General features: G+C 58.2%; 28 protein-coding genes. 15 read left to right on the top strand and 13 right to left on the bottom strand.

Annotation, left to right across the window (positions count from 1 at the left end; genetic code table 11):
• Nucleotides 1-13: 13 nt before the first annotated feature.
• From Q1A51_RS11790 to Q1A51_RS11775, 4 genes are read left to right on the top strand one after another with little or no spacing between them, the layout of a single operon-like run.
• On the top strand, nt 14-928 hold the full coding sequence (locus Q1A51_RS11790; RefSeq protein ID WP_299604953.1) for a sugar ABC transporter permease: 915 nt from the start codon (nt 14-16) through the stop codon (nt 926-928).
• A 10-nt stretch (nt 929-938) separates the two neighbouring features.
• Entirely contained in the window at nt 939-1,778 is an 840-nt protein-coding gene (locus tag Q1A51_RS11785) for a carbohydrate ABC transporter permease (protein ID WP_299604954.1), read from the top strand.
• Complete coding sequence (locus Q1A51_RS11780; RefSeq protein ID WP_299604955.1) at nt 1,775-2,806, top strand: Gfo/Idh/MocA family oxidoreductase; 1,032 nt, start codon at nt 1,775-1,777, stop codon at nt 2,804-2,806. Before Q1A51_RS11785 ends, Q1A51_RS11780 begins: the two co-directional genes overlap by 4 nt.
• Nucleotides 2,803-3,798, top strand: a complete 996-nt coding sequence (locus tag Q1A51_RS11775; protein ID WP_299604956.1) for an ABC transporter ATP-binding protein — start codon at nt 2,803-2,805, stop codon at nt 3,796-3,798. Before Q1A51_RS11780 ends, Q1A51_RS11775 begins: the two co-directional genes overlap by 4 nt.
• 22 nt (nt 3,799-3,820) lie before the next feature.
• Here the strand turns inward: Q1A51_RS11775 and Q1A51_RS11770 are convergent, their stop codons facing one another.
• A complete protein-coding gene (locus Q1A51_RS11770) occupies nt 3,821-6,613 on the bottom strand; it encodes a bifunctional aconitate hydratase 2/2-methylisocitrate dehydratase (RefSeq protein ID WP_299604957.1) in 2,793 nt (930 codons plus the stop codon).
• A 409-nt stretch (nt 6,614-7,022) separates the two neighbouring features.
• Between Q1A51_RS11770 and Q1A51_RS11765 the strand changes: the two genes are divergently transcribed.
• Nucleotides 7,023-7,214: a hypothetical protein gene (locus Q1A51_RS11765; RefSeq protein WP_299604958.1), complete on the top strand. Its 192-nt coding sequence runs from the start codon at nt 7,023-7,025 to the stop codon at nt 7,212-7,214.
• Here the strand turns inward: Q1A51_RS11765 and nqrM are convergent.
• The 3 genes from nqrM to Q1A51_RS11750 form a co-directional block, all read right to left on the bottom strand.
• A complete protein-coding gene (gene nqrM / locus Q1A51_RS11760; protein ID WP_299206298.1) occupies nt 7,211-7,453 on the bottom strand; it encodes a (Na+)-NQR maturation NqrM in 243 nt (80 codons plus the stop codon). The two genes, Q1A51_RS11765 and nqrM, sit on opposite strands and share 4 nt — an antisense overlap.
• A gap of 24 nt (nt 7,454-7,477) precedes the next feature.
• A complete protein-coding gene (locus Q1A51_RS11755; RefSeq protein ID WP_299604960.1) occupies nt 7,478-8,401 on the bottom strand; it encodes an FAD:protein FMN transferase in 924 nt (307 codons plus the stop codon).
• Between the two features lie 101 nt (nt 8,402-8,502).
• Entirely contained in the window at nt 8,503-8,646 is a 144-nt protein-coding gene (locus Q1A51_RS11750) for a hypothetical protein (RefSeq protein WP_299206302.1), read from the bottom strand.
• A gap of 18 nt (nt 8,647-8,664) precedes the next feature.
• On the opposite strand from Q1A51_RS11750, the gene Q1A51_RS11745 reads away from it, so the two are divergent.
• From Q1A51_RS11745 to Q1A51_RS11715, 7 genes are all read left to right on the top strand, one after another.
• The gene (locus Q1A51_RS11745; protein ID WP_299604962.1) at nt 8,665-10,005 is read left to right on the top strand and encodes a Na(+)-translocating NADH-quinone reductase subunit A; all 1,341 of its coding nucleotides are present in this window, start codon (nt 8,665-8,667) and stop codon (nt 10,003-10,005) included.
• A 3-nt stretch (nt 10,006-10,008) separates the two neighbouring features.
• Nucleotides 10,009-11,208, top strand: a complete 1,200-nt coding sequence (locus Q1A51_RS11740) for an NADH:ubiquinone reductase (Na(+)-transporting) subunit B (RefSeq protein WP_299604964.1) — start codon at nt 10,009-10,011, stop codon at nt 11,206-11,208.
• Nucleotides 11,201-12,016 (top strand): Na(+)-translocating NADH-quinone reductase subunit C, encoded by an 816-nt coding sequence (locus Q1A51_RS11735; protein WP_299604966.1) that lies wholly within the window; start codon nt 11,201-11,203, stop codon nt 12,014-12,016. The genes Q1A51_RS11740 and Q1A51_RS11735 overlap by 8 nt, the downstream gene beginning before the upstream one ends.
• Nucleotides 12,016-12,669 (top strand): NADH:ubiquinone reductase (Na(+)-transporting) subunit D, encoded by a 654-nt coding sequence (locus Q1A51_RS11730; protein ID WP_189371257.1) that lies wholly within the window; start codon nt 12,016-12,018, stop codon nt 12,667-12,669. Before Q1A51_RS11735 ends, Q1A51_RS11730 begins: the two co-directional genes overlap by 1 nt.
• Entirely contained in the window at nt 12,669-13,277 is a 609-nt protein-coding gene (gene nqrE / locus Q1A51_RS11725) for an NADH:ubiquinone reductase (Na(+)-transporting) subunit E (protein ID WP_299604979.1), read from the top strand. Before Q1A51_RS11730 ends, nqrE begins: the two co-directional genes overlap by 1 nt.
• A gap of 12 nt (nt 13,278-13,289) precedes the next feature.
• Nucleotides 13,290-14,510 (top strand): NADH:ubiquinone reductase (Na(+)-transporting) subunit F, encoded by a 1,221-nt coding sequence (gene nqrF / locus Q1A51_RS11720; protein WP_299604981.1) that lies wholly within the window; start codon nt 13,290-13,292, stop codon nt 14,508-14,510.
• Nucleotides 14,511-14,909: 399 nt separating this feature from the next.
• The gene (locus Q1A51_RS11715; protein ID WP_299604983.1) at nt 14,910-17,990 is read left to right on the top strand and encodes a valine--tRNA ligase; all 3,081 of its coding nucleotides are present in this window, start codon (nt 14,910-14,912) and stop codon (nt 17,988-17,990) included.
• A 455-nt stretch (nt 17,991-18,445) separates the two neighbouring features.
• Here Q1A51_RS11715 and Q1A51_RS11710 read toward each other — a convergent pair whose 3' ends face one another.
• The 9 genes from Q1A51_RS11710 to Q1A51_RS11670 form a co-directional block, all read right to left on the bottom strand.
• Entirely contained in the window at nt 18,446-18,634 is a 189-nt protein-coding gene (locus tag Q1A51_RS11710) for a DUF4172 domain-containing protein (protein WP_299604985.1), read from the bottom strand.
• Between the two features lie 11 nt (nt 18,635-18,645).
• Nucleotides 18,646-18,810, bottom strand: a complete 165-nt coding sequence (locus Q1A51_RS11705) for a DUF4172 domain-containing protein (protein ID WP_299604987.1) — start codon at nt 18,808-18,810, stop codon at nt 18,646-18,648.
• Nucleotides 18,811-19,210: 400 nt separating this feature from the next.
• Nucleotides 19,211-19,681 (bottom strand): hypothetical protein, encoded by a 471-nt coding sequence (locus Q1A51_RS11700; RefSeq protein WP_299604989.1) that lies wholly within the window; start codon nt 19,679-19,681, stop codon nt 19,211-19,213.
• Between the two features lie 108 nt (nt 19,682-19,789).
• Nucleotides 19,790-20,227, bottom strand: coding sequence for a TIGR01244 family sulfur transferase (locus Q1A51_RS11695; RefSeq protein ID WP_299604991.1), 438 nt, complete (start codon nt 20,225-20,227; stop codon nt 19,790-19,792).
• A 21-nt stretch (nt 20,228-20,248) separates the two neighbouring features.
• A complete protein-coding gene (locus Q1A51_RS11690) occupies nt 20,249-21,133 on the bottom strand; it encodes an MBL fold metallo-hydrolase (RefSeq protein WP_299604993.1) in 885 nt (294 codons plus the stop codon).
• A gap of 34 nt (nt 21,134-21,167) precedes the next feature.
• Complete coding sequence (locus tag Q1A51_RS11685) at nt 21,168-21,599, bottom strand: DUF6691 family protein (RefSeq protein ID WP_299604995.1); 432 nt, start codon at nt 21,597-21,599, stop codon at nt 21,168-21,170.
• A gap of 3 nt (nt 21,600-21,602) precedes the next feature.
• Nucleotides 21,603-22,034: a YeeE/YedE thiosulfate transporter family protein gene (locus tag Q1A51_RS11680; protein WP_299604997.1), complete on the bottom strand. Its 432-nt coding sequence runs from the start codon at nt 22,032-22,034 to the stop codon at nt 21,603-21,605.
• 1 nt (nt 22,035) lies between these two features.
• Nucleotides 22,036-22,251 carry a DUF2892 domain-containing protein gene (locus tag Q1A51_RS11675; RefSeq protein ID WP_299206328.1) on the bottom strand — a complete coding sequence of 72 codons (216 nt, stop codon included), beginning with the start codon at nt 22,249-22,251 and terminating at the stop codon, nt 22,036-22,038.
• Between the two features lie 97 nt (nt 22,252-22,348).
• Nucleotides 22,349-23,014, bottom strand: coding sequence for a Crp/Fnr family transcriptional regulator (locus tag Q1A51_RS11670; protein ID WP_299605000.1), 666 nt, complete (start codon nt 23,012-23,014; stop codon nt 22,349-22,351).
• Nucleotides 23,015-23,151: 137 nt separating this feature from the next.
• On the opposite strand from Q1A51_RS11670, the gene Q1A51_RS11665 reads away from it, so the two are divergent.
• The 3 genes from Q1A51_RS11665 (at nt 23,152) to Q1A51_RS11655 (ending at nt 26,159) form a co-directional block, all read left to right on the top strand.
• The gene (locus tag Q1A51_RS11665; protein ID WP_299605002.1) at nt 23,152-24,066 is read left to right on the top strand and encodes an MBL fold metallo-hydrolase; all 915 of its coding nucleotides are present in this window, start codon (nt 23,152-23,154) and stop codon (nt 24,064-24,066) included.
• The gene (locus Q1A51_RS11660; RefSeq protein WP_299605469.1) at nt 24,066-25,010 is read left to right on the top strand and encodes an MBL fold metallo-hydrolase; all 945 of its coding nucleotides are present in this window, start codon (nt 24,066-24,068) and stop codon (nt 25,008-25,010) included. The genes Q1A51_RS11665 and Q1A51_RS11660 overlap by 1 nt, the downstream gene beginning before the upstream one ends.
• Nucleotides 25,011-25,091: 81 nt before the next feature.
• Nucleotides 25,092-26,159, top strand: a complete 1,068-nt coding sequence (locus Q1A51_RS11655) for a YeeE/YedE family protein (protein WP_366869905.1) — start codon at nt 25,092-25,094, stop codon at nt 26,157-26,159.

Genomic DNA, 26,159 nt, shown 5'->3' with positions numbered 1-26,159 from the left:
CGGAGTGAGATAAATGAAACAGGCCCGCATTCGCTGGCATATCCTCGTGTTCCTTGCGCCAGCCGTCTTTGTCTACACCGCCGTGATGATCTTTCCGCTCTTCAACACCTTGTGGCTCGCGCTTTACACCCGGGTCGATCAGGAGCGGGTGTTTGTGGGACTAGAGAATTTCCGAACGCTGTTCTTTGACCCAATCTGGGCTGAACAGTTCTGGAATGCTCTGGGCAATAACTTCTGGTTCTTTCTGGTCCATATGCTGGTGCAAAACCCTATTGGCGTCGCACTCGCCGCTCTGCTCAGTCATCCGCGACTGCGGTTTGCCGCGCTCTACCGTTCAGCGATCTTTATTCCGACAATCCTGTCATTCGTCATCGTCGGTTTCGCATGGAAGCTGATCCTATCCCCGATTTGGGGCATTGCGCCCTCAATGCTGGATGCTGTGGGTCTCGGGTCGCTCTACGCCCCATGGCTCGGGAAAGAAGAATACGCACTCACCACACTGGCGCTTGTTTCGGTCTGGCAGTTCGTCGGCATACCGATGATGCTGATATACGCCGCACTTCTCACCATTCCCGAAGAAATCCTCGAAGCCGGAGAGGTTGACGGCATCACCGGCATGGCAGCCTTCTGGAAAATCAAGCTGCCACTGATCTTGCCATCGATCGGGATCATCTCGATCCTAACATTTGTCGGCAACTTCAACGCCTTTGATTTGATCTATGCAGCACAGGGCGCTCTGGCCGGGCCGGATTTCTCGACCGATATCCTGGGCACATTCATGTATCGCACCTTCTTTGGCTTCCAGCTTCAGTTGGGCGACCCACATATGGGCTCGGCCATCGCTGGCGCGATGTTTGCGATCATCCTCGTCGGTGTCTGTATCTACCTCTTTGGCATCCAGACGCGGATGCGCCGCTATCAGCTGTGAGGACAACCCGATGAACAAGGCACGATCCAATCCGCTGAACACGCTGGCAATGCATGGTGCATTGATCCTCTACACTCTGATCGCGCTGTTTCCGGTTTTCATAATCCTGATCAACAGCTTCAAGGAACGCCGCTCGATCTTTCGTGAACCGTTGGCCCTGCCAGATTCGGAAAGCTTTTCGACCATCGGCTACGAAACCGTCATGCAGCAGGGCGACTTTTTCCTCTACTTTCAGAACTCGATGATCGTCACGGTGGCATCGCTGTTCTTCATACTGCTTTTTGGTTCAATGGCGGCCTACGCCCTCAGCGAATACCGGTTCCGTGGGAACATGCTGATGGGTCTTTACCTTGCCTTGGGCATCATGATCCCAATCCGCATCGGAACCGTTGCGATCCTCGAAATGATGGTCGCGACCGGGCTTGTGAACTCGCTCTGGGCATTGATCCTTGTCTACACCGCGCAGGGTCTGCCGCTGGCGGTCTTCATCCTTAGCGAATTCATGCGGCAGGTCTCTGATGACCTCAAGAACGCCGGGCGGATCGACGGGCTGAGCGAATACACGATCTTCTTCCGCCTTGTACTGCCTCTTGTGCGCCCCGCCATGGCGACGGTTGCCGTGTTCAACATGATCCCGATCTGGAACGACCTCTGGTTTCCGTTGATCCTGGCGCCTGCCGAAGAAACAAAGACTCTGACGCTGGGCTCTCAAGTGTTCATTGGTCAGTTTGTGACAGACTGGAACGCGGTCCTGTCGGCCCTGTCGATGGCAATCCTGCCGGTGCTGATCCTCTATGTGATCTTCTCGCGGCAGCTGATCCGCGGCATCACGTCCGGAGCAGTCAAATGACGCGAGTTCTAATTGTGGGTCTTGGCAATATGGGCCTGAGCCACGCGCTGGCGCACCATCACAACCCAGATGCGCAGATAACGGGGCTGGTCAATCGGTCTGACGTTGCGCTGCCTCAAGAGCTCGCCAACTACCCAAGGTTCGCGACATTCGAGGAAGGCATGGCCACGGCCCCCGATCTGGTCGTGATCGCAACATACTCGGACAGCCACGCGAATCTTGCGTGTCAGGCCATGGATGCGGGCGCGCATGTCTTTGTGGAAAAACCGCTCGCAACCACAGTCGCGGATGCAATGCGTGTGGTCGAAACCGCGAAGCGAACAAACCGCAAGCTCGTTGTTGGCTATATCCTCCGGCATCATCCGTCATGGGTGAGGCTGATCAAGGAAGCGCGCGACCTCGGCGGGCCATATGTGTTCCGATTGAACCTGAACCAGCAGTCGTCCGGCGCAGAATGGGAAACCCACAAGGCGCTGATGCAGACAACCAGCCCGATCGTCGACTGCGGCGTCCACTATGTCGACGTGATGTGCCAGATCACGGATGCACGCCCGATCCGCGTACACGGAATGGGACTCCGTCTGTCCGATGAAATCGCCGAGGATATGTACAACTACGGTCAGTTTCAGGTGATTTTCAGTGACGGCTCTGTCGGCTGGTACGAGGCCGGCTGGGGTCCGATGATGTCTGAGACGGCATTCTTCGTCAAAGATATCGTCAGCCCAAATGGCGCCGTCTCGATCACCGACGGCAACAAAGGCGCGTCTGCAGACATCGACGGGCACACCAAAGTGGGCGGTATTCTGGTTCACACAGCTGACGGAGACCGGGAAATCGACATGCCCGACGAGCCCGGTCACCAGGCGCTGTGTGACGCCGAACAGAACTACACCTTGCGCGCCATCGCCGAGGATATCGACCTGACACGCCACATGAACGATGCGGTGCAATCGCTTGCTATCTGCTTGGCCGCAGATGAAAGCATCCGGTCCGGCCAGCCCATTTCGCTTGAGGAGATCCTGAAATGACCGCCCTGTCGCTGAAAAATGTGAACAAATCCTTCGGCAAGGTCCATGTCCTCAAGGACGTCAATCTGGATGTCGAGGAAGGTGAGTTTGTTGTCTTCGTGGGTCCGTCAGGCTGTGGCAAGTCCACGCTGCTCAGGGTTATCGCGGGTCTGGAAGATGCCACGTCGGGCGAAGTCAGCATCGGCGATGAAGTCGTGAACATGACACCACCGTCCAAGCGCGGCATCGCCATGGTCTTCCAAAGCTACGCGCTTTATCCGCATCTGAATGTGCGCGGAAACATGACGCTGGCGCTCAAGCAGGAGGGCCAGCCCAAGTCAGTAATCGAAGAGCGGGTGCAAACGGCGTCCAGGATGCTCAACCTCGAACCCTATCTCGACCGTTACCCATCAGAGCTTTCGGGGGGACAACGCCAGCGTGTAGCCATCGGTCGGGCCATCGTCCGCAAACCAGAGTTGTTCTTGTTCGACGAACCGCTGTCGAACCTTGATGCAGCATTGCGGATGAACACCCGGATTGAGATTGCGAACCTGCACCGCCAGCTTGGGGCATCCATGATTTATGTTACGCATGACCAGACCGAGGCCATGACGCTTGCCGACAAGATCGTTGTTCTGCGTGACGGGCGGGTCGAACAGATCGGCAGCCCGATGGAGCTTTACAACAATCCTGCAAATCAATTTGTTGCTGGATTTCTTGGCTCACCCTCCATGAATTTCTTCCCAGCCAGGATCATCCAGGACGGCGATGACCGGATCATGGGCGTCCGCCCCGAAGACTTGTTTCTTGCAGATGACGGCATCCTATCTGCCCGCGTCAGCCACGTTGAAAAGCTTGGCGGTGATACCAACGTGATTGCCCATTTGAAGGATCACCAAATCACAGCCCGCCTTTTCGGCCAGCACGCGGTCGAGGAGGGTCAGGACCTGCGTTTCGGCTTCAATCCACAAAGCGCATATCATTTCGATACATACGGCGCGCGTCTCTACTAGGAACGCGCGCCGCCTGAGCGCCTTAGAAGTGAACCGACAGGCTGTCCAACGGCTTTGTGAGCGGTGGGGCAAACTTGGTAAGGTTAATGCCGTCAACCGCGACCTTGTATTCCTCAAGCGTGGGCGTCCGTCCCAAAATGGCGGACAGGACCACCACCGGTGTTGATCCAAGCAGGGACTCGCCCTTCTTGGTATTGCTGTCCGCAACCACACGGCCCTGAAACAGCCGCGTCGAGGTGGCCAGAACGGTATCGCCCTTCGCAGCTTTTTCCTGGTTGCCCATGCACAGGTTACACCCCGGACGCTCGAGATAGAGGATATTCTCGTACTCGGTACGTGCCTGAACCTTTGGCGCGGCATCATCAAATTCGAAGCCACAGTATTTCTGCAAGATGGCCCAGTCGCCCTCTTCCTTCAGCTCATCAATGATGTTGTAGGTCGGTGCTGCCACCACAAGCGGCGCCTTGAACGTGACTTCGCCATATTGCGCCTCGAGGTTGCGCAGCATCTGGGCAACGATCTTAATGTCCCCCTTGTGGACCATGCAAGACCCGACAAAGCCAAGATCGACCTTCTTTTCAGCCTGGTAGTAGGAAATCGGGCGGATCGTATCGTGCGTATAGCGCTTGGAGACATCGACATTGTTGACGTCAGGGTCCGCAATCATAGGCTCGATGATCTGGTCAAGATCGACCACCACTTCGGCCGCGTATTTCGCATTATCGTCCGGCGTCAGCGCGGGTTTCTTGCCCGATTTGATATCGGCGATGCGCCGTTCAGCAATGTCGATCAATTTGGCAAGCATGCCATTTTCATGCTCCATGCCCTTGTCGATCATGATCTGGATACGGCTCTTGGCGATGTTCAGGCTTTCGATCAGCGTCTCGTCGTTCGAGATACAGATTGAGGCCTTGGCCTTCATCTCAGCCGTCCAGTCGGTGAAGGTAAAGGCCTGGTCTGCCAGCAGTGTGCCGATATGCACTTCGATGATGCGCCCCTGGAACACGTTGTCGCCGTGCTGCGCCAGCATCTGCGCTTGGGTCGCGTGGACCACGTCGCGGAAATCCATGTGATCCGCCATCTTGCCCTTGAAGGTCACCTTCACGGACTCCGGGATAGGCATGGATGCTTCTCCGGTGGCCAGCGCCAGTGCAACAGTGCCGGAATCCGCACCAAAGGCCACGCCCTTTGACATCCGCGTGTGGCTGTCACCACCGATGATGATCGCCCAATCATCGACCGTAATGTCGTTAAGCACCTTGTGGATCACGTCTGTCATGGCATGGTACGCGCCCTTGGGGTCGCGCCCGGTCACCAGGCCAAATTTGTTCATGAATGCCATGAGCTTCGGTGTGTTGGCCCGCGCCTTCGCATCCCAGACAGATGCAGTGTGACAGCCCGACTGATAGGCACCGTCCACGGAAGGCGACAAGACGGTCGCCGCCATCGCCTCAAGCTCTTGCGCCGTCATCGGGCCAGTGGTGTCCTGCGACCCCACGATGTTGACTCGCACCCGCACGTCGGAACCTGCATGCAGCACGGTCCCCGGTGTGGCACCAACCGAATTGGCGTTGAAAATCTTTTCGACGGCGGTCATGCCCTGACCTTCGTGGCTGATCTCTTTCGAAGGGGCAAAGACCGCCGGTGCTTCGATCCCCAGCGTTTCGGCCGCAAAAGTCTGCAGCTTCATACCAAAGACAATAGCGTAAGAACCGCCCGCCTTCATAAATTCCATTTTCTGGGGCGTGAACGATCCGGCCATATCGACCAGCTCATCCTTGCCATCCGCGCTGTACAGCTTCTTGGACTTTGTGTTGATGGTCAGCACCGTGCCGGTTTCAACGGAATACCGCTGTTCCAGCACCGGGTTGCCATCGTTGTTGAGGATCGGCTTGCCATCGTCACCCATCTTCTTGACCCAGTTCTTAAGATCGACACCAATCCCACCCGTCACACCAACCGTGGTCAGAAAGATCGGAGAGATCCCGTTCGTTCCAGCCACGACCGGAGCGATGTTGATAAACGGCACATAGGGCGACGCCTTTTTGCCCGTCCACAGTGCCACATTGTTGACCCCCGACATCCGGGAGGAGCCGACACCCATCGTCCCCTTTTCTGCGATCAGCATGACGCGCGCGCCGGGGTGCTTCAGCTTGAGTGCCTCGATCTCTTTCTGCGCCTCCTCGGACATCATGCATTTGCCGTGCAGCTCGCGGTCGGCACGGGAATGGGCCTGATTGCCCGGGCTGAGCAGGTCAGTGGAGATATCGCCTTCAGCGGCGATGTAGGTGACGACCTTTATCTCTTCATCGATGTCGGGAAGTTTGGTGAAAAACTCGGCGTTGGCATAGCTTTGAAGAAGATCGGCAGCAATCGCGTTGCCCGCTTCATAAGCGTCCTTGATCCGGTCAGTGTCGGCCTCGTAGAGGAAGACCTGAGTCTTCAGGACGTCTGCCGCGTCCTTGGCGATGTCCTCATCCGTGCCAAGCGCCAGGTCCAGCAGCACTTCGACCGAAGGCCCGCCTTTCATGTGACCAAGCAATTCAAAGGCGAAGGCCGGCGTGATTTCATCTACCACGACCTCTCCCAGAACGATCTGTTTCAGGAAGCGGGCCTTGACACCCGCAGCACTCGTGGTGCCGGGCAACGTGTTGTAAATAAAGAAGTTGAGGCAATCGTCCCGGTGCGGGCTGTTCGTATCCTTGATGTGTCCGATGACCTCTTCGGTCAAAGCGCCATCATCGATGGGCTTCGGGTTCAACCCTTGTTCTTTTCGTGTTTCGATTTCGGTCAGGTATTCAGTATAAAAGGTCATGGTTCTATCCGCGTCTAGCATTCCGCTTGGCCGGCGACACGATATCCACGCGCCGATCTGCAATTGTATGCTGTAGTATACAATAAAAATCCAAATTCAAGGCGACGGCGTACAGAATTCTGCCGCAAAAAGATAAAATTCCGGCGATCCCTGCGCTGCGCCGACGTAAACGCATCGCATCAAATGCTCAAGGCTGACCCAAATCCCTGCGCTGTATGTCGCACAGCTAAACGGATTCTGTACGCACCCAAGACACATGGCATCCCTGGCGCACGATCATTGACGGATCGCGACACAGCAATCAGGCATTAGGCTGATGAATTCGGGCTTCGGTTCTTTGTGCTGGACGATCAGGTTTGTAAGATAATACTGACGGCTCAACAGGTCGTTGATGCCCCAAGGAACGCCAATGGATTTCAGCAGTCTCACGCTCAGCCCGGCGCTGGCGACCCTGATCTTCTGCCTCACCTGTCTGGCGGGGCATAGTTATCGGCGTGTGTGGAAGGCCGAAGGGCCCATTTATCAATATTGGGTCTTCGGTTTACTTGCGGCGAGCGGCCTTCTGATCCTCGGATTTATTCCGGTCGACCTGCCCGGTTAAGCCGTGTGATCAAGACCGGACCGCTCCAGCATTTTTCGGGCACGTGGGCATTCAAGCCGGTCTTTCAAAGGTGAATCAGGGTCGATTTCCTTGTGGCAAACCAGACATTCATTGCCGTCACCAATGGCGTTAAGACCGCCGCAGCTGCCCTTGATCCGCTTGTTCATAAAGATCACGCCAAGCGACATGCCCAGCGTCACCAAAAGAAGAAACAGAAAAGTCAGCAGGAAAGTGGCCATGTCTGGTGCCTCGTTTGACTTTTGCTAAGCGGTAAGAGCTTCAAACCTGGGACTGAGGTATGTCTTGAAGGCCTGTTGTTCAACGCCGGGGCGACGCTCGATGAACTGAACCGCAATATCCTGCGCTGCCGCAACTTCGAGCCCCTTCTCGCGACCGAGGATAAGCATCGCAGTTGACCACGCATCCGCAAGCATCGCGTTATCTGCAAGCACAGTCGCAGAGGCGGTCTCATGCGTCACGGGGTACCCAGTGGTCGGGTCAATCAAATGCGAAAAGCGCTGACCGTCCACCTCGAAATAGTTGCGGTAGTCGCCGGACGTTGCCAGGCCCATACCAGACAGCCCTACAACACCGGCAAGCGTACGGTCCCCTGGGTTGGGCACTTCGATCCCGATCTGCCAGGCCAACCCATCGGGATTGAGGCCCGCCGCATAAAGATCGCCACCAATTTCGACCATGTAGTCCTTCAGGCCAAAGGCCTCGAGAACCTGACCGATGTGATCGGCGCCATAGCCCTTGCCGATCCCCGCCAGATAGATCTGCGCTTGCGCGTGGCGCTTGGCCATGTGGTCGCCGTTCAGGTTCAATACGTTCTGATGGCCAGCGATCTCCATCGCTTGGGCGACCGCGTCAGAGTTCGGCACAGTTGCCGCACCGGGCGCGCCAAAGCCCCACAATTCGATCAAACCGCCGATGGTTGTGTCAAAGCGTCCTTCACTTGCTTCATGCACCTGTGCGGACGCGTTCATGACGCGCGACAGTTCGGGTGACATCGTCTGTGTCGCGCCACTTGATGCGGCATTGAACCGCGCAATTTCTGACCCATTGTCCCAATTCGAAAGCTTCCGCGTGACATCGGCAAGGGCTGCGTCAATCGCCTCTTTGATCTCGGGCTTGTCCAACGTTCCATCGTGATCTATAGCGACAACATTGTAAGTTGTCCCCATGGAAAAACCTGTAATCTCAATAAGATGAGTGCGGTTTTTACATGCAGCCAAGGCAAGTGTCATGGCGAGAAACGTACGGCGGTGCAATTTGAGTGAGGCGGTCACAGAAAGTCCCCTTCTTGCGCGGTCGCGTTGGCCTTAGACCAATTTGTAAAATCTTCAACCTCAATATGGTCAAAGTCATAAAAAAGCTCTAGCACCGACGCGGCCACACCGTAAGCCAATCGGCCGTAAACGGCTATCATCAACTGAAGGTCTCTAAAGTGAAGCAATTTGTGCTCCGAAAAGGCTTGAACCTGCCGATCTCCGGTGCCCCAAGATCAGACGTAGAGGAGGCCCGCGCCGTCACTTCCGTCGGGCTGCTGGGTGCCGATTACATTGGCCTGAAACCAAGTATTCTTGTTGCAGAGGGCGACGAGGTGGTCGCCGGCACTCCGATCATGATCAACAAGACGATGCCGGAAGCACAGATCGTCGCGCCCGTTTCCGGACAAGTGCGCGCAATCGTCCGTGGCGCGCGCCGCAAGCTGGTCAGTGTGGTGATTGATACGCATGAATCCTCTGCCGCACCCGTGGACTTTTTAAAGGTCGGTGACAGCACCACCCGTGACGGGATTGTCGAGCGGCTGTGCGCGGCCGGTTTGTGGACATCGTTCCGCACACGCCCCTATTCCAAGATCCCTGCACCGGACGGCGCACCAATCGCCATCTACGTGACCGCAACGGATACAGAGCCGTTGGCACCCAACCCACAGATCGCGATCACCGAAGATGCAGAGGCGTTTGAGGCGGGGCTGAAGACAGTTGCCGCACTGACGGACGGCCCGACCTATCTGTGCCAAAGCTCTGATGCCCCCCTACCCGGCAGCAACTTGGCAAGTGTCGAAGCCGTCAATTTCAGCGGTCCGCATCCCGCAGGACTGGCTGGCACTCACATGCATTTTCTGACGCCGCCACAACCCGACCGGTATGTCTGGACGATCGGGTATCAGGATGTGATCGTGATCGGCCGCCTGATGCTGACCGGAACATATGATGCAAGCTGCATCATTGCGCTGGCGGGGCCTGCATGCACAGACCCGCGTCTGGTGCGCACCGTCGCAGGCGCATCGCTCGCAGATCTGTGTGCAGACGATTTTCCCGACTACCCCGTCAGGATGATCTCCGGCTCGGTTCTGAGCGGACGAGCTGGCGCCGGTGACGATGCGTATCTGGGGCGCTACGCCCGACAGGTCACGCTGATCGAAGAGGACAAGACGCAGATCCCGATGGGATGGATCCGCCCGATGATTTCCAAATACGCGGTCCAACCCGTTCTTGGGTCTGCCCTCGCCAAGCGGACCTTCCCACTGACCTCGAACCTGAACGGCGGTCGCCGCGCCATGGTTCCGCTGGGCACGTTCGAAGAGCTGATGCCGCAGGATTTTCTGCCTACACAATTGCTGCGCGCCTTGCTGGTAATGGACACTGATCAAGCCCAGCTTCTGGGGGCGCTTGAACTGGATGAAGAGGATCTTGGCCTCGTTGGCTTTGCCTGTCCCGCCAAGTACGAGTATGGGATCGCCCTGCGCGATTGCCTCGCAAAAATCGAGAAAGAAGGGTAAGTTATGGGGCTTCGCAACTTCTTCGACAGGATCGAGCCGCAATTCACCAAAGGCGGCAAGTGGGAGCGTTATTTCCCCATCTACGAGATGGTAGAGAGCTTTCTCTACACGCCCAAGACCGTCACGACCGCGGCACCGCACGCGCGATCATACATCGATATGAAGCGGATCATGACCTACGTCGTTCTGGCGACGGTCCCATGCATTCTGATGGCACTGTACAATACCGGGTACCAGACAAACCTCGCGATTGCAGAATTTGGCCCCTCGGGCTGGCGCGCAGCCATCATCGGCGGTCTGGGGATCGGGTTTAACCCGCTCAATCCCCTCGCGAACATGCTGCATGGGCTTTTGTACTTCCTGCCCATCTACATTGTGACATTGGTGGCCGGTGGCATCTTCGAAGTCATTTTCGCAACCGTGCGCAAACACGAGGTGAACGAGGGCTTTCTTGTCTCGTCCATGCTCTACGCGCTGATCCTGCCCGCAACGACGCCGCTCTGGCAGGTGGCCCTCGGCATCATCTTTGGCGTGGTGATCGGCAAGGAAGTCTTTGGCGGCACGGGCAAGAACTTCCTCAACCCGGCCCTGACCGGTCGGGCGTTCCTGTACTTTGCCTATCCCGCCCAACTGTCCGGTGACAGTGTCTGGGTGCCCGTCGACGGGTTTACCGGGGCCACCGCTCTGGCCGTCAGCGCGTCTGATGGGTTCCAGGAACTGGCCGCACGCGGCATGACCTGGTGGGACAGTTTCCTGGGCTTTGTGCCGGGGTCTTTGGGCGAAACATCGACACTGGCGGCCTTGCTGGGTCTTGCCTTCCTGCTGGCGACAAAAATCGCCAATTACCGAATGGTGCTGGGCTGTCTTGGCGGGATGATCGGCTTCTCGCTCCTGCTGAATGCGATAGGGTCCGACACCAACCCGATGTTCGCCCTGCCGTGGTATTGGCACCTTGTGCTGGGTGGCTATGCCTTCGGCCTTGTCTTTATGGTGACGGAGCCGGTTTCGGGTGCCCATACCAATATGGGGCGCTACATTTACGGTGCGCTGATCGGTGTCATGGTTGTGATGATCCGGGTGATCAACCCTGCCTTCCCCGAGGGTATGATGCTGGCCATCCTGTTCGGAAACGTATTTGCGCCGCTTATCGACCACTTTGTCGTGCAGGCGAACATCAAGCGGAGGGCGAAGCGCCATGTCTGATCAAGACCCGCAAAACACACCCAAGGGACCTATCGGGCGTTTCCTTGCCCTACCCCCCGACTCGGTCGGCAAGACCATCTTTGTTGCTGTCGCCGTCTGCCTCGTGGCGTCCATGATCGTGTCATCAGCCGCAGTCGCGCTGCGTCCTGCACAGGCCGTGAACGCGCTGAAGGACAAACAGGTCAACATTCTGCAGGTCGCCGGCATCCACGATCCCGACGCTGACGTGATCAAGGCGTTCTCGGTGTTCGAACCTCACGTGCTGGAGCTCGCAACGGGGCAATTCTCGGATGCGTTCGATCCTGCCACCTTTGATGACCGTGCAGCTGCCGACGATCCGGCAACGTCGCAAGCGCTCGAAAACGATCCCGCCGGCATCGGTCGCCTGTCTGACTATGTCACTGTCTATCTGCTGCGCGACGATGCGGGCGAGATCGACAAGGTCATCCTGCCCATCCACGGCTACGGCCTGTGGTCCACGCTCTATGGCTTCATCGCGCTCGAGGAAAACGGCAACGACATCTTCGGGCTGCAATTCTACGATCACGCGGAAACACCGGGCCTGGGGGCCGAGGTCGACAACCCACGCTGGCGGGCGCTGTGGAACGGTGCCCGGCTGCGCGATGACGCAGGCGCGCTTCAAATCACGGTGGCCAAGACTGCACCGGCGGCAGGCGACGAATACCACATCGACGCACTGGCAGGCGCAACGCTGACCTCGGTTGGCGTCGATAACCTGATCAAATTCTGGATGGGCGAGGCTGGATATGCCCCGTTCCTTGAAAATCTCAAAGCGGGAGGCATCTGATGGCTCATAAACGCAAAGACATGCTGATCGACCCACTGGTCGACAACAACCCGATCACGTTGCAGGTGCTTGGCATCTGTTCGGCATTGGCGGTGACATCGTCCCTGCAGGTCGCCTTGGTGATGACCATCGCCGTGACCTTGGTCACCGGGTTTTCGTCGATGTTCATCTCGATGATCCGCAACCACATCCCCAGCTCCATCCGCATCATCGTGCAGATGGTGATCATCGCCTCGCTCGTGATCCTGGTGGACCAGGTGCTCAAGGCTTACGCCTTTGAAATCTCCAAAACCCTTTCGGTCTTCGTCGGCCTGATCATCACCAATTGCATCGTGATGGGCCGCGCAGAAGCGTTCGCCATGAAAAACCCGCCGCTCGACAGCTTCATTGACGGGGTCGGGAACGGGCTGGGCTACGGGCTTATCCTGATGCTGGTCGGCTTCATTCGCGAGCTGTTCGGCTCGGGGAGCCTGTTCGGCATCACGGTGCTGCCAACAGTCAACAATGGCGGATGGTACGTGCCCAACGGCATGTTGCTGTTGCCACCTTCGGCCTTCTTCATCATCGGCCTGATCATCTGGGCCTTCCGCGCATGGAAACCCAAGCAGGTCGAAGAGCGCGAATACAAAATCCAGACGATGGAGGCCCATTGATGGAGAACTATCTCGCCCTCGCCGTCAAAGCGATCTTTGTCGAAAACCTTGCCCTGTCGTTCTTCCTTGGCATGTGCACGTTCATCGCGGTGTCCAAGAAGATTTCGACAGCCATCGGGCTTGGGATTTCGGTTATGGTCGTGCAGTCGATCACGGTGCCCGCCAACAACCTGATCCTGACCTATCTGCTCGCCCCCGGCGCGCTGGCATGGGCCGGGTTCGGTGAGGTTGATCTGACCTTTCTCGGCCTGATCTCCTATATCGGGGTGATCGCCGCGCTGGTGCAAATCCTCGAGATGGTGCTCGATAAGTACTTCCCGCCGCTCTACAACGCGCTGGGTGTGTTCCTGCCCCTGATCACCGTGAATTGCGCCATCCTGGGTGGGTCGCTGTTCATGGTGGAACGCGGCTACGATTTCGGCGAAAGCGTCACCTACGGCGTCTCGTCCGGGTTTGGCTGGGCGCTTGCCATCACGGCCATGGCGGGCGTGCGCGAAAAGCTGAAATACTCTGACATCCCCGACGGCCTGCAGGGCCTCGGCATCACCTTCATCACCGCGGGCCTCATGGCCATGGCGTTCATGTCGTTCTCCGGCGTGAAACTGTAAGGGGCGATTGTTATGGCAACCTTTGGTCTTGGTATTCTTCTGTTCACGTTGATCGTGCTGGCGCTGGTGACAATCATCCTCGCCGCCCGGTCCAAGCTTGTCTCAAGCGGCAATGTGAACATCACCATCAATGGCGAAAAGACGATCTCGGTGCCCGCTGGTGGCAAGCTCCTGCAAACCCTGGCCGAGCAAAAACTCTTCGTTCCCTCAGCCTGCGGTGGTGGCGGCACCTGTGCCCAATGCCGTGTCCGCATCCACTCCGGCGGCGGGTCCATCCTGCCCACCGAAGAAAGCCACATCACCAAGCGTGAAGCCTCCTGTGGCGACCGCCTGTCCTGTCAGGTTGCTGTCAAGCAGGACATGGAAGTCGAGGTGCCCGAAGAGGTGTTCGGCGTCAAGAAGTGGGAATGCACGGTCCGCTCCAACGAAAACGTTGCGACGTTCATCAAGAACCTCGTGCTGGAACTGCCTGAAGGCGAGGATGTGAACTTTCGGGCGGGTGGCTACATTCAGATCGAAGCACCCACGCATTCCCTGAGCTACACCGATTTCGACGTACAGGACGAGTACCGAGAGGATTGGGACAAATTCAATCTGTGGCAATACAAATCAAGCGTGCCAGAGCCGATTGAACGGGCCTATTCGATGGCCAACTATCCCGAGGAAAGAGGGCTGATCATGCTCAATGTCCGGGTGGCCTCACCGCCTCCGGGATCGGATGTCCCCCCCGGTCAGATGTCGTCCTACATCTTCAACCTCAAACCCGGCGACAAGGTCACGATTTCCGGTCCGTTTGGCGAGTTTTTTGCCCGCGATACGCAAAAGGAAATGGTTTTCGTCGGCGGCGGCGCAGGCATGGCGCCCATGCGCAGCCACATCTTTGATCAGCTCAAACGCCTGAAGAACCGCGATCGTAAGATTACGTTCTGGTACGGCGCGCGGTCCAGAAAAGAGATGTTCTTTGTCGAGGATTTCGACGAGCTAGCCAAAGAATTTCCGAACTTTACTTGGCACGTCGCCCTCTCGGATGCACTGCCGGAGGATGAATGGTCAGGATACACGGGCTTCATCCACAATGTCCTGCATGACGAATACCTCAAGGATCACCCCGCACCAGAAGACTGCGAATATTACATGTGTGGTCCTCCAATCATGAACTCATCCTGCATCAACATGCTGATGGACCTTGGCGTTGATCGCGAAGATATCATGCTGGATGATTTTGGAGGCTAGTGGGCTTGCCCCCGCCGCGTGGGGAGTGGGCGTGGATACTGGCCAATACATCACGGATACCTTCAGTCGCCACATTGTCCGCTGGGCTATGTGGAACGACCAAAAGGTGCCGCTCGTTTTGGATGCGATGAACATGGCGGTCACACCGCGCAGTGTGCCCGGGTCGCCATACAAGTCGAGTGCGTTGCATGGGGCTACCCCCTCGCGTCACCTTTCCGCCTTGGGCTATGAGTCTCCGACCAGATGGAAAGGAACCGCCGCTGACAGGCAGGCGTCTCCATACCCATAACCGCGCATACAACCGGGGAAACTCCAACTCGACTATTTCGGCTGGGCTTTAGGGTCTTCTTGTTGGATATGGTCTGGAGTATAGCCCACGAAAGACAATGGAAGTCGCAGATGGAAAAGACATTCAACGCCGCCGAGACCGAACCGCGCATATACAAGATGTGGGAAGATTCAGGCGCGTTTGCTGCCGGGGCCAATGCCAAACCCGGCGCGGACACATTTTGCATCCAACTGCCCCCGCCCAATGTGACCGGCTTTCTGCATGTGGGCCACGCGTTTAACCACACGCTCATGGACATGCTGACCCGTTGGAAGCGGATGCAGGGATATGATGTCCTGTGGCAGCCCGGGCTGGATCACGCGGGTATCGCGACGCAGTTGATGGTCGAAAAACAGATGGCCGCGGACGGAGAGAACCGCAAACGATCCGAGATGCCCCGGGACGAGTTCATCTCGAAAGTCTGGGAGTGGAAAGCGGACAAGGGGGGCGTGATCGAACAGCAGGCGCGTCGCCTGGGCGACAGTATGGATTGGGAACGCTCGGCCTTCACCATGTCCGGGGCTGCAAGCGCACCCGCGACGGAGAAGCCCGGTAACTTCCATGACGCGGTGCTCAAAGTCTTTGTGCAGATGTACAACGACGGCCTGATCTATCGTGGCAAACGACTGGTCAACTGGGACCCGCATTTTGAAACGGCAATTTCCGATCTCGAAGTCGAGAACAACGAAGTTGACGGCCATATGTGGCACTTCAAATATCCGCTCGCGGATGGGCAAACCTATGAATATGTCGAGAAGGACGAAGACGGCAACGTCACCCTCCGCGAAATGCGCGACTACATCTCAATTGCCACGACTCGACCGGAAACCATGCTGGGCGACGGCGCTGTCGCTGTGCATCCCGATGACACGCGCTACGCCCCTATTGTCGGCAAGCTGTGCGAAATCCCGGTCGGCCCCAAGGAACACCGCCGCCTGATCCCGATCATCACCGATCGCTACCCCGATCCGGATTTCGGGTCCGGTGCGGTCAAGATCACCGGCGCGCATGACTTCAACGACTACGAAGTTGCGAAGCGCGGCAACATCCCGATGTACAACCTGATGGACACCAAGGCGCACATGCGCGACGACGGTGAACCATATGCTACAGCGGCCGCCACGGCACAGCGCATTGCGCGGGGTGAAGAGGGCTTCGACGAAGGCAAAGTTGCCGCGATGAACCTTGTCCCCGATGAATACCGGGGCCTCGACCGGCTTGAGGCGCGCGCGCGCATCGTCGCGGACATTACGGCAGAGGGGAACGCGGTTATAGTCGCAAACCCGGCGCTTGAGGCCGCCGATAGCGATCAGCCTGAACTGCCAAAGACGATCCCTTTCGTAGAGGCCAAAAAAATCATGCAACCCTTCGGCGACCGCTCCAAAGTGGTCATCGAACCGATGCTGACCGACCAGTGGTTCGTGGACTCGTCCAAAATCGTCCAACCCGCGCTGGACGCCGTCCGCGAAGGCCGGGTCAAGATCATGCCCGAGTCAGGCGAAAAGGTGTTTTACCACTGGCTAGAAAACATCGAACCCTGGTGTATCTCGCGGCAGCTGTGGTGGGGGCATCAGATCCCAGTTTGGTTCGGACCTTCTGTTACACCACAAGGTGGGCTCTCTGCGCAAAATCAATTGCAGTTCTGCGCACCTAACTATGAAGCGGCAGTGGAAATAGCCAAGGCAAAGTACAAAGAACTCTTGGGCTACGAAGTCGAAATCGACGAATTCCAAATGATCGAAGGCGACTACGCTAAAGGAATAAAAGAGGCAGGGCATCATGTCGCTACCGCGGACGCTTTATGGCATCCTGCCGATGATGGTCGCATCATAGAAGTCTATATCTCTCGGGATGAAGACGTCCTCGACACCTGGTTCTCCTCCGGCCTTTGGCCTTTTGGCACGCTCGGCTGGCCCGCTGACGATCCGGCGATGAAATACTTCCCTGGCGATGTGCTCATCACCGGGCAGGATATTCTGTTTTTCTGGGTCGCGCGCATGATGATGATATCGCAGGCCGTCCTGCAAGATGATCCGTTCCACACCGTCTACCTCCACCAGCTTGTCCGCGACGCGAAGGGCGAGAAGATGTCGAAGACGCGCGGCAACGTCATCGACCCGCTCGATATGATTGACGCCTATGGCGCAGACGCGCTCCGCTTTTCCAACGCACAAATGGCGGCTTTGGGCGGTGTTCTGAAAATCAGCGAAGACCGGATCAAGGGCTACCGCAACTTCGGCACAAAGCTGTGGAACGCGTTCAGCTTCGCCGATCACTACCAGATCCCCTATCCGGGCAACGCGGCCCGGCCCGAAGCCACGCAGACGCTCAACAAGTGGATCATCGGCGAAACTGGCAAGGTTCGCGAGGCCGTCGATGCGGGCATGGACAGCTACCGGTTCAACGATGCGGCCGACGCGCTTTACGCGTTCACTTGGGGCAAAGTCTGCGACTGGTATCTGGAGTTTTCCAAACCCATCCTGCAAGGCGATGATGCGGCCGCCAAGGCCGAGACCGAACAGACTCTGCGCTGGGTACTTGATCAATGCCTGATCATGCTACACCCGATCATGCCGTTCATCACTGAAGAGCTCTGGGGGCTGGCGGGCAGCCGGACCAAAATGCTCATCCACGCCGATTGGCCGGAATACGGGACGGAACTGGTCGACGTTGATGCAGACCGCGAAATGAACTGGGTGATCGGGCTAATCGAAAGCATCCGTTCTGCGCGCGCGCAAGTCCATGTGCCGGCGGGCGCAAAAGTGCCATTGCTTGTCATGGGACTAGAGACCAAGGGACAATCGGCCTGGGACAACAACGCGGCACTGATCCAGCGTCTGGCCCGGATCGAAAGCCTGGAACACGTGGACAGTTTCCCCAAAGGCTGCGTCACAATTCCCACGGATGGCGGGACCTTTGGGATTCCGCTGGAAGGGTTGATTGACGTGGGCTCGGAAATTGCGCGTTTGGAAAAGACGATGCAGAAGCTGGGCAAAGAACTGGGCGGGCTGCGTGCCCGGCTGAACAACCCGAAATTCGTGGCCTCGGCGCCGGATGAGGTGGTCGCAGAAGCCAAGGAAAACCTGCGCCTGCGCGAAGGGGAAGAGGCTGAAATGAAAGCGGCCATCGCCCGACTTCAGGAACTCGGCTAAAAACAGCAAGGGGCGGTTCAAGGACCGCCCCACGTCTTTACTCGTCCAATCAAATCGCCGCCGCAGGTGTCTTGGGCGTACAACTATTGGACTATATAGCCTACGGAAAACAGATTGATCCCCGTTCACCGCAGCGGCCCAAAATCTGAAGGAAGAACGCTGATCCGACAGCCGTCCACCTGCAGCGAAGGTCTGCTTCCCGACCACCGTACCAAGAAGGCTAGAGAGACATTGTTTCGAGCTTGAGCCAGTAACGTGTGTACCGCACCCGGCGCGGTCTTGTTGAACCAGTCGACATACCGGTCCATCTCGTTTGGAACCTGCGCTGATGGCGGTGCCTCAAAATGCACGACCGGCCGATCAAGGCGGCCCGACACAATTTGCATTGCGTCTTCATGCCGCCGATAGGCTCCGACCGTTTCCAAACGCCGCTCATGGGACAAGAGCATCTCGTGTCACCGGAACAAGGTCTCATGCGTGAGCAGCTCAGCATAGGTGGAGTAGACATCGACCATCATCTCGGCCACGCCCTGCTCACGTGGTTTGCTCGGATACTTGTCCGGCGCCAAACCAAGTTGTCGGCGGAGCGAGGATTGTACGCTGAGCCGGTCGAGCATCTCACCTTCGATGGCACTGGTCTTCATGGCTTCATCGCTCAGCAGGTCGATGCGAAGCTGATCACGCTCCGATGGGCTGACATATTGTGGACGGCACCCAGAACTTCGCCCGATGACAGTAGGAAACGCTGCTCAAGCGGCGCCAGTGCCGCCGCGTCATACCGGAAGTTCGGCCAACCAGGTTTCTGCCAGTTCCATAGCATGAGTTATAGAAGTCAATCCTATAACTCATGTCCAACTTCTGTCATCGCCCCCCAACCAATTGAAAACGGAACAACCCAAGCCTTTTCCGCCTGAGACTATTTTCCCGTGTCCTCAACGACAAGATCAAGCTCTGGTAAGTCTTGCAAAGTCTGCAAATCGAACGTCGCCAGAAACGTCTCTGTCGTCACGAAGGTATTTGGCACACCCGGCCTGGGCGCTCTTGGCCCGCTCGCAATCAGATCCTTCTAGCGCAGCCGAGACAGAAGATCGTGACTGCCGCGTCCGCGCCCTTGGCGCGAAGTTTTGAAGCCACGGCCCGAAGTGCTTTCTCCCTTTGAGCCAATTCTCGTGAAATTCCGATCGCGTCTTCGATCTAATCAAGGAGGTGCTTCTGAATTTTCAGCTCGGCCCCATGCACGTCCGCAACCAGGTCCCGCAACATCGCTTTCGTGAGGCCATGTGCCGAAACTGGCAAGATCGTTTTCCAGTTCTGCGCACGCGCCAAGACTGCATCACCGAAACACATCCCGCAAGCGGCCCATGTGTGATTGCATGGTCGGCCCCGGCCCGTATCCAGTCTGCCACCTCATCCTCAAAGTTTGGGCCGAGAAAGTCCTTCAGGCTCGTGCGCAAATCCCAGCCATTCAGTCGAAGCCGCCCGGCATCTCGCCACAATGCCAACAAGTCGCCGTGAGCAACGACACCACGGCCAACGCGCCACTGGTCGAAGGCAGCGTAGAGGAAGATCGGCGTGGTGCAGGCGTAAATCCTTGCCTCGGGCGGCAATCCGGCCAGCAGCTCGTTCAATGGCCACGCCCGGGTACAGGTGCGCCTCCAGCCAAGGATGAGGAAATAGTGTTTCAGGCGCATGGGCGTCACTCTTTGGCAAACAGATGCGGTTGGGCCGGTTTCAATCCACCCGCGATGTCCCGCGCACGCAGTTCGCACTCTGCATGGGACATATCTCACATCAGGACATCAGCCTAATGCGGGGACTTTGCCGCCGTTTGCGATGCGGTCCGCGACATCACCGAGGTCATAGCCCGCCGCTGCCGTCGCGATCAGAATATCAGACGTAGCGTGGGTGCACGCCACATGGAAAGCCCATAGCATCGCCAAGCGCGTGCCGGTGCGACAGTAGGCCAGCAGCGGGTGCGGTCCGTCCTGAAGCGCTGTCGCAAAGGCGGTCACGTCGTCATCGATGATCTGTCCAGATGTCACTGGGATGGTGCACGCTTCGAGCCCAGCCGCTTCTGCAGCGGCTGCGATCTCGGCAAAACCGGGCTGGTCTGTCCCTTCCCCGTCGGGGCCGTTGTAGATGATTGTCTTGAAGCATGCTGCCTTGATCGCTGCCATATCCGCGAGATGGATCTGAGGGCTGACCGTCAGGACGTCGGTGATCTTTTTCATGTCCATCTGAGGCATCCCCTTTCGGCGCTACAACGCGTTGATCGGGACCTTGAGCATCGGGTTGCCATCCGCATCGGTCGGCACCTCGCCTGCGCGCATATTTACTTGCAGCGACGGAATGATAAGCTTGGGCATGTCCAGTTGCGCATCACGTTCGGTGCGGAACTTAATAAATTCCCTCTTTGTCTTGCCGTCGCCAACGTGGATGTTGTGCGCCTTCTCTTCGCCCACAGTAGTTTCCCATGCGATGTCTCGGCCACCCGGGCCGTAGTCGTGACACATGAACAGGCGCATGTCGTCGGGCAGCGCCAACACCTTCTGTATGCTATCAAAAAGCTCGCCCGCGTCCCCGCCGGGAAAGTCCGCACGTGCCGATCCGCCGTCGGGCATAAAAAGAGTATCACCCACGAAGGCGGCGTTGCCTATGACATGCACCATGCAGGCCGGGGTATGGCCCGGCGTAGCCATGGCAAAGCCCTGCATGTTGCCGACCCGGTAGGTATCGCCGTCCTCGAACAGTGCATCAAACTGGCTGCCATCGCGCTGGAACTCGGTGCCTTCGTTAAACACCTTCCCGAACGTGTCCTGCACCACCATGATTTTTGACCCGACGCCGATCTTGCCGCCCAGCCGCTGCTGGATATAGGGCGCTGCACTCAGGTGATCAGCATGGACGTGGGTTTCGATGATCCACTCCAGCGTGCCACCCATCTCGGTGACGCGCGCGATCATGGTGTCTGCATGCCCGGAGGTGATCCGCCCGGCGGCGTAGTCGATGTCCATGACGCTGTCGATGATGGCGCAGGCACCCGAGGTCGGATCCTTGGCGATGTAGCTGATGGTGTTGGTGGATTCGTCAAAAAATGCCTCGACCAGTGGTGTGGTATCCATGTCTACGGGATAGGATGTCATGCGATGTCCTCCGATGTGCATGTTTTGGTGGGCGTCACGGCGCGACCTTGTTCCGTGCGATTGGTGCGAGCAGTCGGCGCAGGCCGAACCCAGCAACCACCGCCACCAGGAACAACGCAACCTCCCATCGCCCGGTGCCGAGCGCCGGAATGGCCGCGCCAGGGCAGAACCCCGCGATGCCCCAGCCGATGCCGAAGAGGGCAGACCCGCCGACCAGTTTCCCGTCAATCTCAGTGCCTGTAGGCACCTGGAACCGCCCTCCGAACAGCGGCGCGTCCCGCCGCCACACCAGCCGGTAACCAACGAAGGTGACCACCAGAGCGCCACCCATGACAAAGGCAAGGCTGGAGTCCCACGTGCCAACCAGGTCAAAGAAATTAAGAACCTTGGCCGGGTCCATCATGCCGGAAATCGCAATTCCGGTGCCAAAAACAATCCCTGTGACTAGGGCAAACAGGAGTTTCATCGCTTACCCTCCCAACACGTGACGAATGACAAAAACAGTGATGGCCGCCGTCGCCATGAACGTCGGAACGGCCACCAGCGACCGGACGGACAGGCGCGACAAACCGCAGACCCCGTGGCCGGACGTGCACCCGGACCCAAGGCTTGCGCCAAGCCCAACGATGACACCGCCCACAACGATCATTGCCGGGCTGATGGGTACGTTAATCGCGGGCATCTCGCCCGTGGTGACAAAGATCAATCCGGGCGCAAGGATCATGCCCACCATCAGGGCAAGACGCCACGACAGCTCCTCCCGGTTCTCGAAGAACACGGCACCTGACAGGATGCCCGTTGCGCCAAAAATGCGCCCAAGCCCCAGCATCAGAAGGACTGCACCAAGGCCGATGGCAAGCCCGCCGCCAAAAGACAGGACGGGTGTAAACGCGGTCTCCATGTCAGCAGTCCCGGCAGGTCTTGAGCCCGAGGATCGAATAGATCGGGCACATTTTCAGCGTCGATGTGGCCAACATCACGATGCCGATCGCCGCAGCACCATATTTGAACAGGGGCGCCGCAAAGAGCGGCAGACCGCTCAGAAATGCGATGTACAAAAGACCAACGCCCAAGCCAGCGCGAAAAATGCGGTCAACAGTTCCAACGTTCACAGTCATGCCAAGTCCTCCAGCGCGTTCATTCTGTTCTCAGGATACTGGCTTGGTTCCCGCACTTCAGTGATATTGTCACCAAACTGGAAAGGATTTCCGGGGTTCAGGTGCTGTCTGCAATCGCGCGCAGGCCTTCAAGCTCTTTCAAGATGATGTGTCCGCGCGTCTGCTGGATCAGCCCGCGTTTGGAAAAGTCCTGCAACACGCGCGAGATGACCTCGCGTGCTGTGCCAAGTTCGCTGGCAAGCTGTTGGTGTGTCGCGGAAATCTGCGTGTTGTTCCCAGCCAATGCAATCAGCCGTTCAGCCAACCGCACGTCGATGCGGCCAAAGGCGACATCATCAACCACACGCAAAAGATCAATCAACCGGCGCGAATAGGCTGCGAACACAAAGCTGCGAAATGCGGGTTCTTCGGCGACCAATCGGTCAAAGGCGGGGCGCGGAAGGATCACAGCCACAACATCCGTCTCTGCCGTGCCTTCGGCATTGTATGCCTCTTCGGCCAACATGCAGGCGGTCGTCAGAACGCAGCTTTCCCCGGCCTCAACCCGGTAGAGCACGATGTCTCGGCCACTCTCGGATGATTGCGACACACGGATGGTGCCATCAACCAGGAACAACAGGTTGTCTGGGATATTGTCAGGACCAAACACCGTCTTGCCGGCCTGCAGGCGCACAGTGCGCGCGCTGTCCAAGAGCCGGTCGCGCACAGTGCGCGGCAATGCCGCCGTTCCCTGAAATCGCTCTGTCCAGTCGCCGATGCCCATTGTTCCATGATCCCCGTGTTCGCTGGTCGCCCGTACGTGTGCACGTCCCCGCTTGCGATATGGCCCATGCCGCAGCGTCTTGCCACAGAAGATAAATACATTAATATTCGAATATAAGAATTATAAGGAGGGCATCAATGCGCCAGACACGTCGCTCGTTTCTGCAAAGCGCGGCCACAGTTCCGTTTGCGTGGGTCTTGCCTCGCATTGCCTGCGCCGATGTATCCCTTGGATCCGCGACCCTCACCACTGTCAGTGACGGCAGCCTGACGTTGCCTGGAAGTTTCATCTTTGAACCCATGCCCAAGGACGAACTGGCTCCCATCCTGAAAGATTACGGTATCTCGGACGACCGGTTGACACCTGAATGCAACCTCGCGCTTTACCGCGATGGAACAAACACCGTGCTCTTCGACGTGGGCTCCGGTCCGGACTTCATGCCAACTGCGGGCGCTATCCTCGACAGTCTTGATGCCGCCGGGCTCACGCTCGAGGACATCACCCATGTCGTGTTCACCCACGCCCACCCCGATCACATCTGGGGCCTCCTCGACGAATTCGACGAACCGCTGTTCTACGACGCTACCTACATGATGGGCCGGGCCGAATGGGACTATTGGTGGGACCCCGAAACCGTGGACACCATCGGGGACGCCCGCGCCGCCTTTGCCGTGGGCGCCAAGCGCCGGATGGAGGTGATTGAGGACAGTGTACAGCTTTTTGACGACGGGGAAGAGATCCTGCCCGGCATCGCTGCATTGTCGACCCCCGGCCACACGCCCGGTCACATGAGCTTTGAACTGCGCAATGGATCAGACAGCGCGCTGGTCATTGGGGACGCCATCGGCAATCACCACGTGGCCTTTCGCAAGCCGGAATGGATCAGTGGTTCGGATCAGGACGGCGCCATGGCGGCGGCCACGCGCAAGGTTCTGTTCGACCGGATCACATCCGAGCAGATGCAGATCATCGGCTTCCACCTGCCGCAAGGCGGCATGGGCCGCGTGGACACGGATGCAGAGGGGTACGTGTTCGTGCCGGGTGACGCATGATGCGCTGGCTGTTTCTTTTTGCGGCACTCATCCCCCTGCCCGCTCGCGCCAGCGAGGATATCGCGGACCAGTACCCCGGCTCATTGCTCTATTCCAAACCGGTAGAGGTTATCCCGCATGTCTGGTCCGCCATCGGAGCCACAGCCCCGCCGACCTACGAGAACAGTGGCCACAACAACAACCTCAGCTTCATCGTTACCGGCGACGGTGTTGTCGTGATCAATGGCGGGGCGGCCTATCTGTTGGCCAAGGCGCTGCATGACGAGATCAAGGTGATTACCGACCAGCCCGTGAAACTCATCATCGATGAAAATGGCCAGGGCCACGCGATGCTGGGCAATTCCTACTGGGCCGAACAAGGCGTGCCAATCCTCGCCCATGTCGATGCCGCGCACGAGATTGAGGAAAACGGGCACCGTATCCTCGAAGGCATGAAACGCTACAACCGCGACAAGGCCGAGGGCACCTTTGTCGCACCACCCACACAGACGTTCGAGGATAAGGAGATCATCGAGATAGGCGATTTCAGGATTGAGGTGCTGCACCTGGGTCCCGCACATGGCCCCGGTGATACGCAGGTCTGGCTGCCCGAGCAAAGCCTTGTGATCGCGGGTGACATGGCGTTCCACGAACGGATGCTGCCGATTTTTGCCGACACGATGACGGCCGACTGGATCGACACGTGGGAGTGCTGCTTCGAGGCGCTGAACGCCACCTATGTGATCCCCGGCCACGGCCACCCCACCAACATGGATCAGGTCCGCCGCTACACGCGTGACTACCTTGTCTACCTGCGGCAACAGATCGGAGCGCATTTGGACGCGGGCGGTGACCTGGCCGACGCTTACTATGTCGACCAGTCGCCCTACGCCCATCTTGATACCTTTGACGAGTTGGCCACCAAGAACGCAGGCCGCGTCTATGAACAGATGGAGTTCGAATAAGCTCCGTTCGTTTGCGATGAGTCAAAGCGGGCAAGCCGCAATGCTGGCACAGCACGAACAAGCAGACGAAGACAGGAGCGTATGGTGCTGGAATCCCTGATTGACCGTTTCGGTGATCCGGCAGTGATGTGTGCGGCCGGCCTGTTCGTCGGACTTCTCTTTGGGGCTGCGGCCCTGCATTCCAGATTTTGCTTGCGCGCCGCCGCGGTCGAGGTGTCAGAGGGTAAGCCTGGCCCCCGCCTCGCAATCTGGTTGGTGGCGTTCTTTGCCGCATTGGTCGCGGTACAGGCCACGATCCTTACCGGCACACTGGATACCAGCGACGCCCGCCAACTGGCGGCGACTGGCAGTCTGTCGGGCGCAATCATTGGCGGGCTGATGTTTGGTGCGGGCATGATCCTTGCCCGCGGGTGCGTCAGCCGACTTCTGGTTTTATCCGCCACAGGGAACCTGCGGGCCATCGTGACGGGGCTTGTCGTGACAATCGTGGCGCAGGCAGCGCTCAGCGGCGCGCTGTCTCCGGTGCGGGAAGCGCTCGCTTTAGTGTCGACCGTTCCCGGTGGGTCTGCCCGCAGTGTTACGGCCATGATGGGAATGGGATTGGCCACGCTGACCACTGTCGCCGCGGTCGCCTTTGTGGTTTCTGTAGTCTTTGGCCGCCTGCACCGCGTGCCCTTGTCAGAACTTGCTGCTGCTGCCCTCGTCGGCGTCGCCGTCTGTATCGGGTGGGCGGCGACATATGCCATCTCTCAAGTGTCATTCGAGGTGATCACGGTGCAATCTGTCACCTTCACCGGCCCTTCCACCGACACGCTCATGGCGCTCGTTGCTGCCCCTAACGTGATCCCCAGCTTCGGCCTGGGCCTTGTCCCGGGTGTGTTCGTTGGCGCCCTTCTTGCAGCGCTCATCAAGGGTGAGGCGCGTGTTCAACGCTTTGATGCAGACACTCCGATGGAGCGCTATCTCGTCGGCGGTGTCCTCATGGGCTTTGGCAGTATGCTTGCAGGTGGCTGCGCGGTCGGCGCGGGCATGGCCGGCGGATCCATCATGGCGCTGACGGCGTGGGTCGCGGTCTTCTGCATGTGGCTTGGCGCAATGATCACGCATCGCTGGATGGCGTCACGCTCTCAACGGGTTCAATCGGCCTGA

Origin of the sequence: uncultured Tateyamaria sp. (assembly GCF_947496075.1) — a bacterium.
Taxonomy (GTDB): domain Bacteria; phylum Pseudomonadota; class Alphaproteobacteria; order Rhodobacterales; family Rhodobacteraceae; genus Tateyamaria.
Note: the sequence above shows the minus strand (reverse complement) of the source record. Positions and strands in the feature narration are given on the sequence as shown.

Coding starts and splice junctions, on each gene's coding strand:
- Q1A51_RS11790 (WP_299604953.1), top strand. CDS start 14: ATGAAACAGGCCCGCATTCGCTGGCATATCCTCGTGTTCCTTGCGCCA.
- Q1A51_RS11785 (WP_299604954.1), top strand. CDS start 939: ATGAACAAGGCACGATCCAATCCGCTGAACACGCTGGCAATGCATGGT.
- Q1A51_RS11780 (WP_299604955.1), top strand. CDS start 1,775: ATGACGCGAGTTCTAATTGTGGGTCTTGGCAATATGGGCCTGAGCCAC.
- Q1A51_RS11775 (WP_299604956.1), top strand. CDS start 2,803: ATGACCGCCCTGTCGCTGAAAAATGTGAACAAATCCTTCGGCAAGGTC.
- Q1A51_RS11770 (WP_299604957.1), bottom strand. CDS start 6,613: ATGACCTTTTATACTGAATACCTGACCGAAATCGAAACACGAAAAGAA.
- Q1A51_RS11765 (WP_299604958.1), top strand. CDS start 7,023: ATGGATTTCAGCAGTCTCACGCTCAGCCCGGCGCTGGCGACCCTGATC.
- nqrM (WP_299206298.1), bottom strand. CDS start 7,453: ATGGCCACTTTCCTGCTGACTTTTCTGTTTCTTCTTTTGGTGACGCTG.
- Q1A51_RS11755 (WP_299604960.1), bottom strand. CDS start 8,401: ATGGGGACAACTTACAATGTTGTCGCTATAGATCACGATGGAACGTTG.
- Q1A51_RS11750 (WP_299206302.1), bottom strand. CDS start 8,646: ATGATAGCCGTTTACGGCCGATTGGCTTACGGTGTGGCCGCGTCGGTG.
- Q1A51_RS11740 (WP_299604964.1), top strand. CDS start 10,009: ATGGGGCTTCGCAACTTCTTCGACAGGATCGAGCCGCAATTCACCAAA.
- Q1A51_RS11735 (WP_299604966.1), top strand. CDS start 11,201: ATGTCTGATCAAGACCCGCAAAACACACCCAAGGGACCTATCGGGCGT.
- Q1A51_RS11730 (WP_189371257.1), top strand. CDS start 12,016: ATGGCTCATAAACGCAAAGACATGCTGATCGACCCACTGGTCGACAAC.
- nqrE (WP_299604979.1), top strand. CDS start 12,669: ATGGAGAACTATCTCGCCCTCGCCGTCAAAGCGATCTTTGTCGAAAAC.
- nqrF (WP_299604981.1), top strand. CDS start 13,290: ATGGCAACCTTTGGTCTTGGTATTCTTCTGTTCACGTTGATCGTGCTG.
- Q1A51_RS11715 (WP_299604983.1), top strand. CDS start 14,910: ATGGAAAAGACATTCAACGCCGCCGAGACCGAACCGCGCATATACAAG.
- Q1A51_RS11710 (WP_299604985.1), bottom strand. CDS start 18,634: ATGAAGACCAGTGCCATCGAAGGTGAGATGCTCGACCGGCTCAGCGTA.
- Q1A51_RS11705 (WP_299604987.1), bottom strand. CDS start 18,810: ATGCTATGGAACTGGCAGAAACCTGGTTGGCCGAACTTCCGGTATGAC.
- Q1A51_RS11700 (WP_299604989.1), bottom strand. CDS start 19,681: ATGCGCCTGAAACACTATTTCCTCATCCTTGGCTGGAGGCGCACCTGT.
- Q1A51_RS11695 (WP_299604991.1), bottom strand. CDS start 20,227: ATGGACATGAAAAAGATCACCGACGTCCTGACGGTCAGCCCTCAGATC.
- Q1A51_RS11690 (WP_299604993.1), bottom strand. CDS start 21,133: ATGACATCCTATCCCGTAGACATGGATACCACACCACTGGTCGAGGCA.
- Q1A51_RS11685 (WP_299604995.1), bottom strand. CDS start 21,599: ATGAAACTCCTGTTTGCCCTAGTCACAGGGATTGTTTTTGGCACCGGA.
- Q1A51_RS11680 (WP_299604997.1), bottom strand. CDS start 22,034: ATGGAGACCGCGTTTACACCCGTCCTGTCTTTTGGCGGCGGGCTTGCC.
- Q1A51_RS11675 (WP_299206328.1), bottom strand. CDS start 22,251: ATGACTGTGAACGTTGGAACTGTTGACCGCATTTTTCGCGCTGGCTTG.
- Q1A51_RS11670 (WP_299605000.1), bottom strand. CDS start 23,014: ATGGGCATCGGCGACTGGACAGAGCGATTTCAGGGAACGGCGGCATTG.
- Q1A51_RS11665 (WP_299605002.1), top strand. CDS start 23,152: ATGCGCCAGACACGTCGCTCGTTTCTGCAAAGCGCGGCCACAGTTCCG.
- Q1A51_RS11660 (WP_299605469.1), top strand. CDS start 24,066: ATGCGCTGGCTGTTTCTTTTTGCGGCACTCATCCCCCTGCCCGCTCGC.
- Q1A51_RS11655 (WP_366869905.1), top strand. CDS start 25,092: ATGGTGCTGGAATCCCTGATTGACCGTTTCGGTGATCCGGCAGTGATG.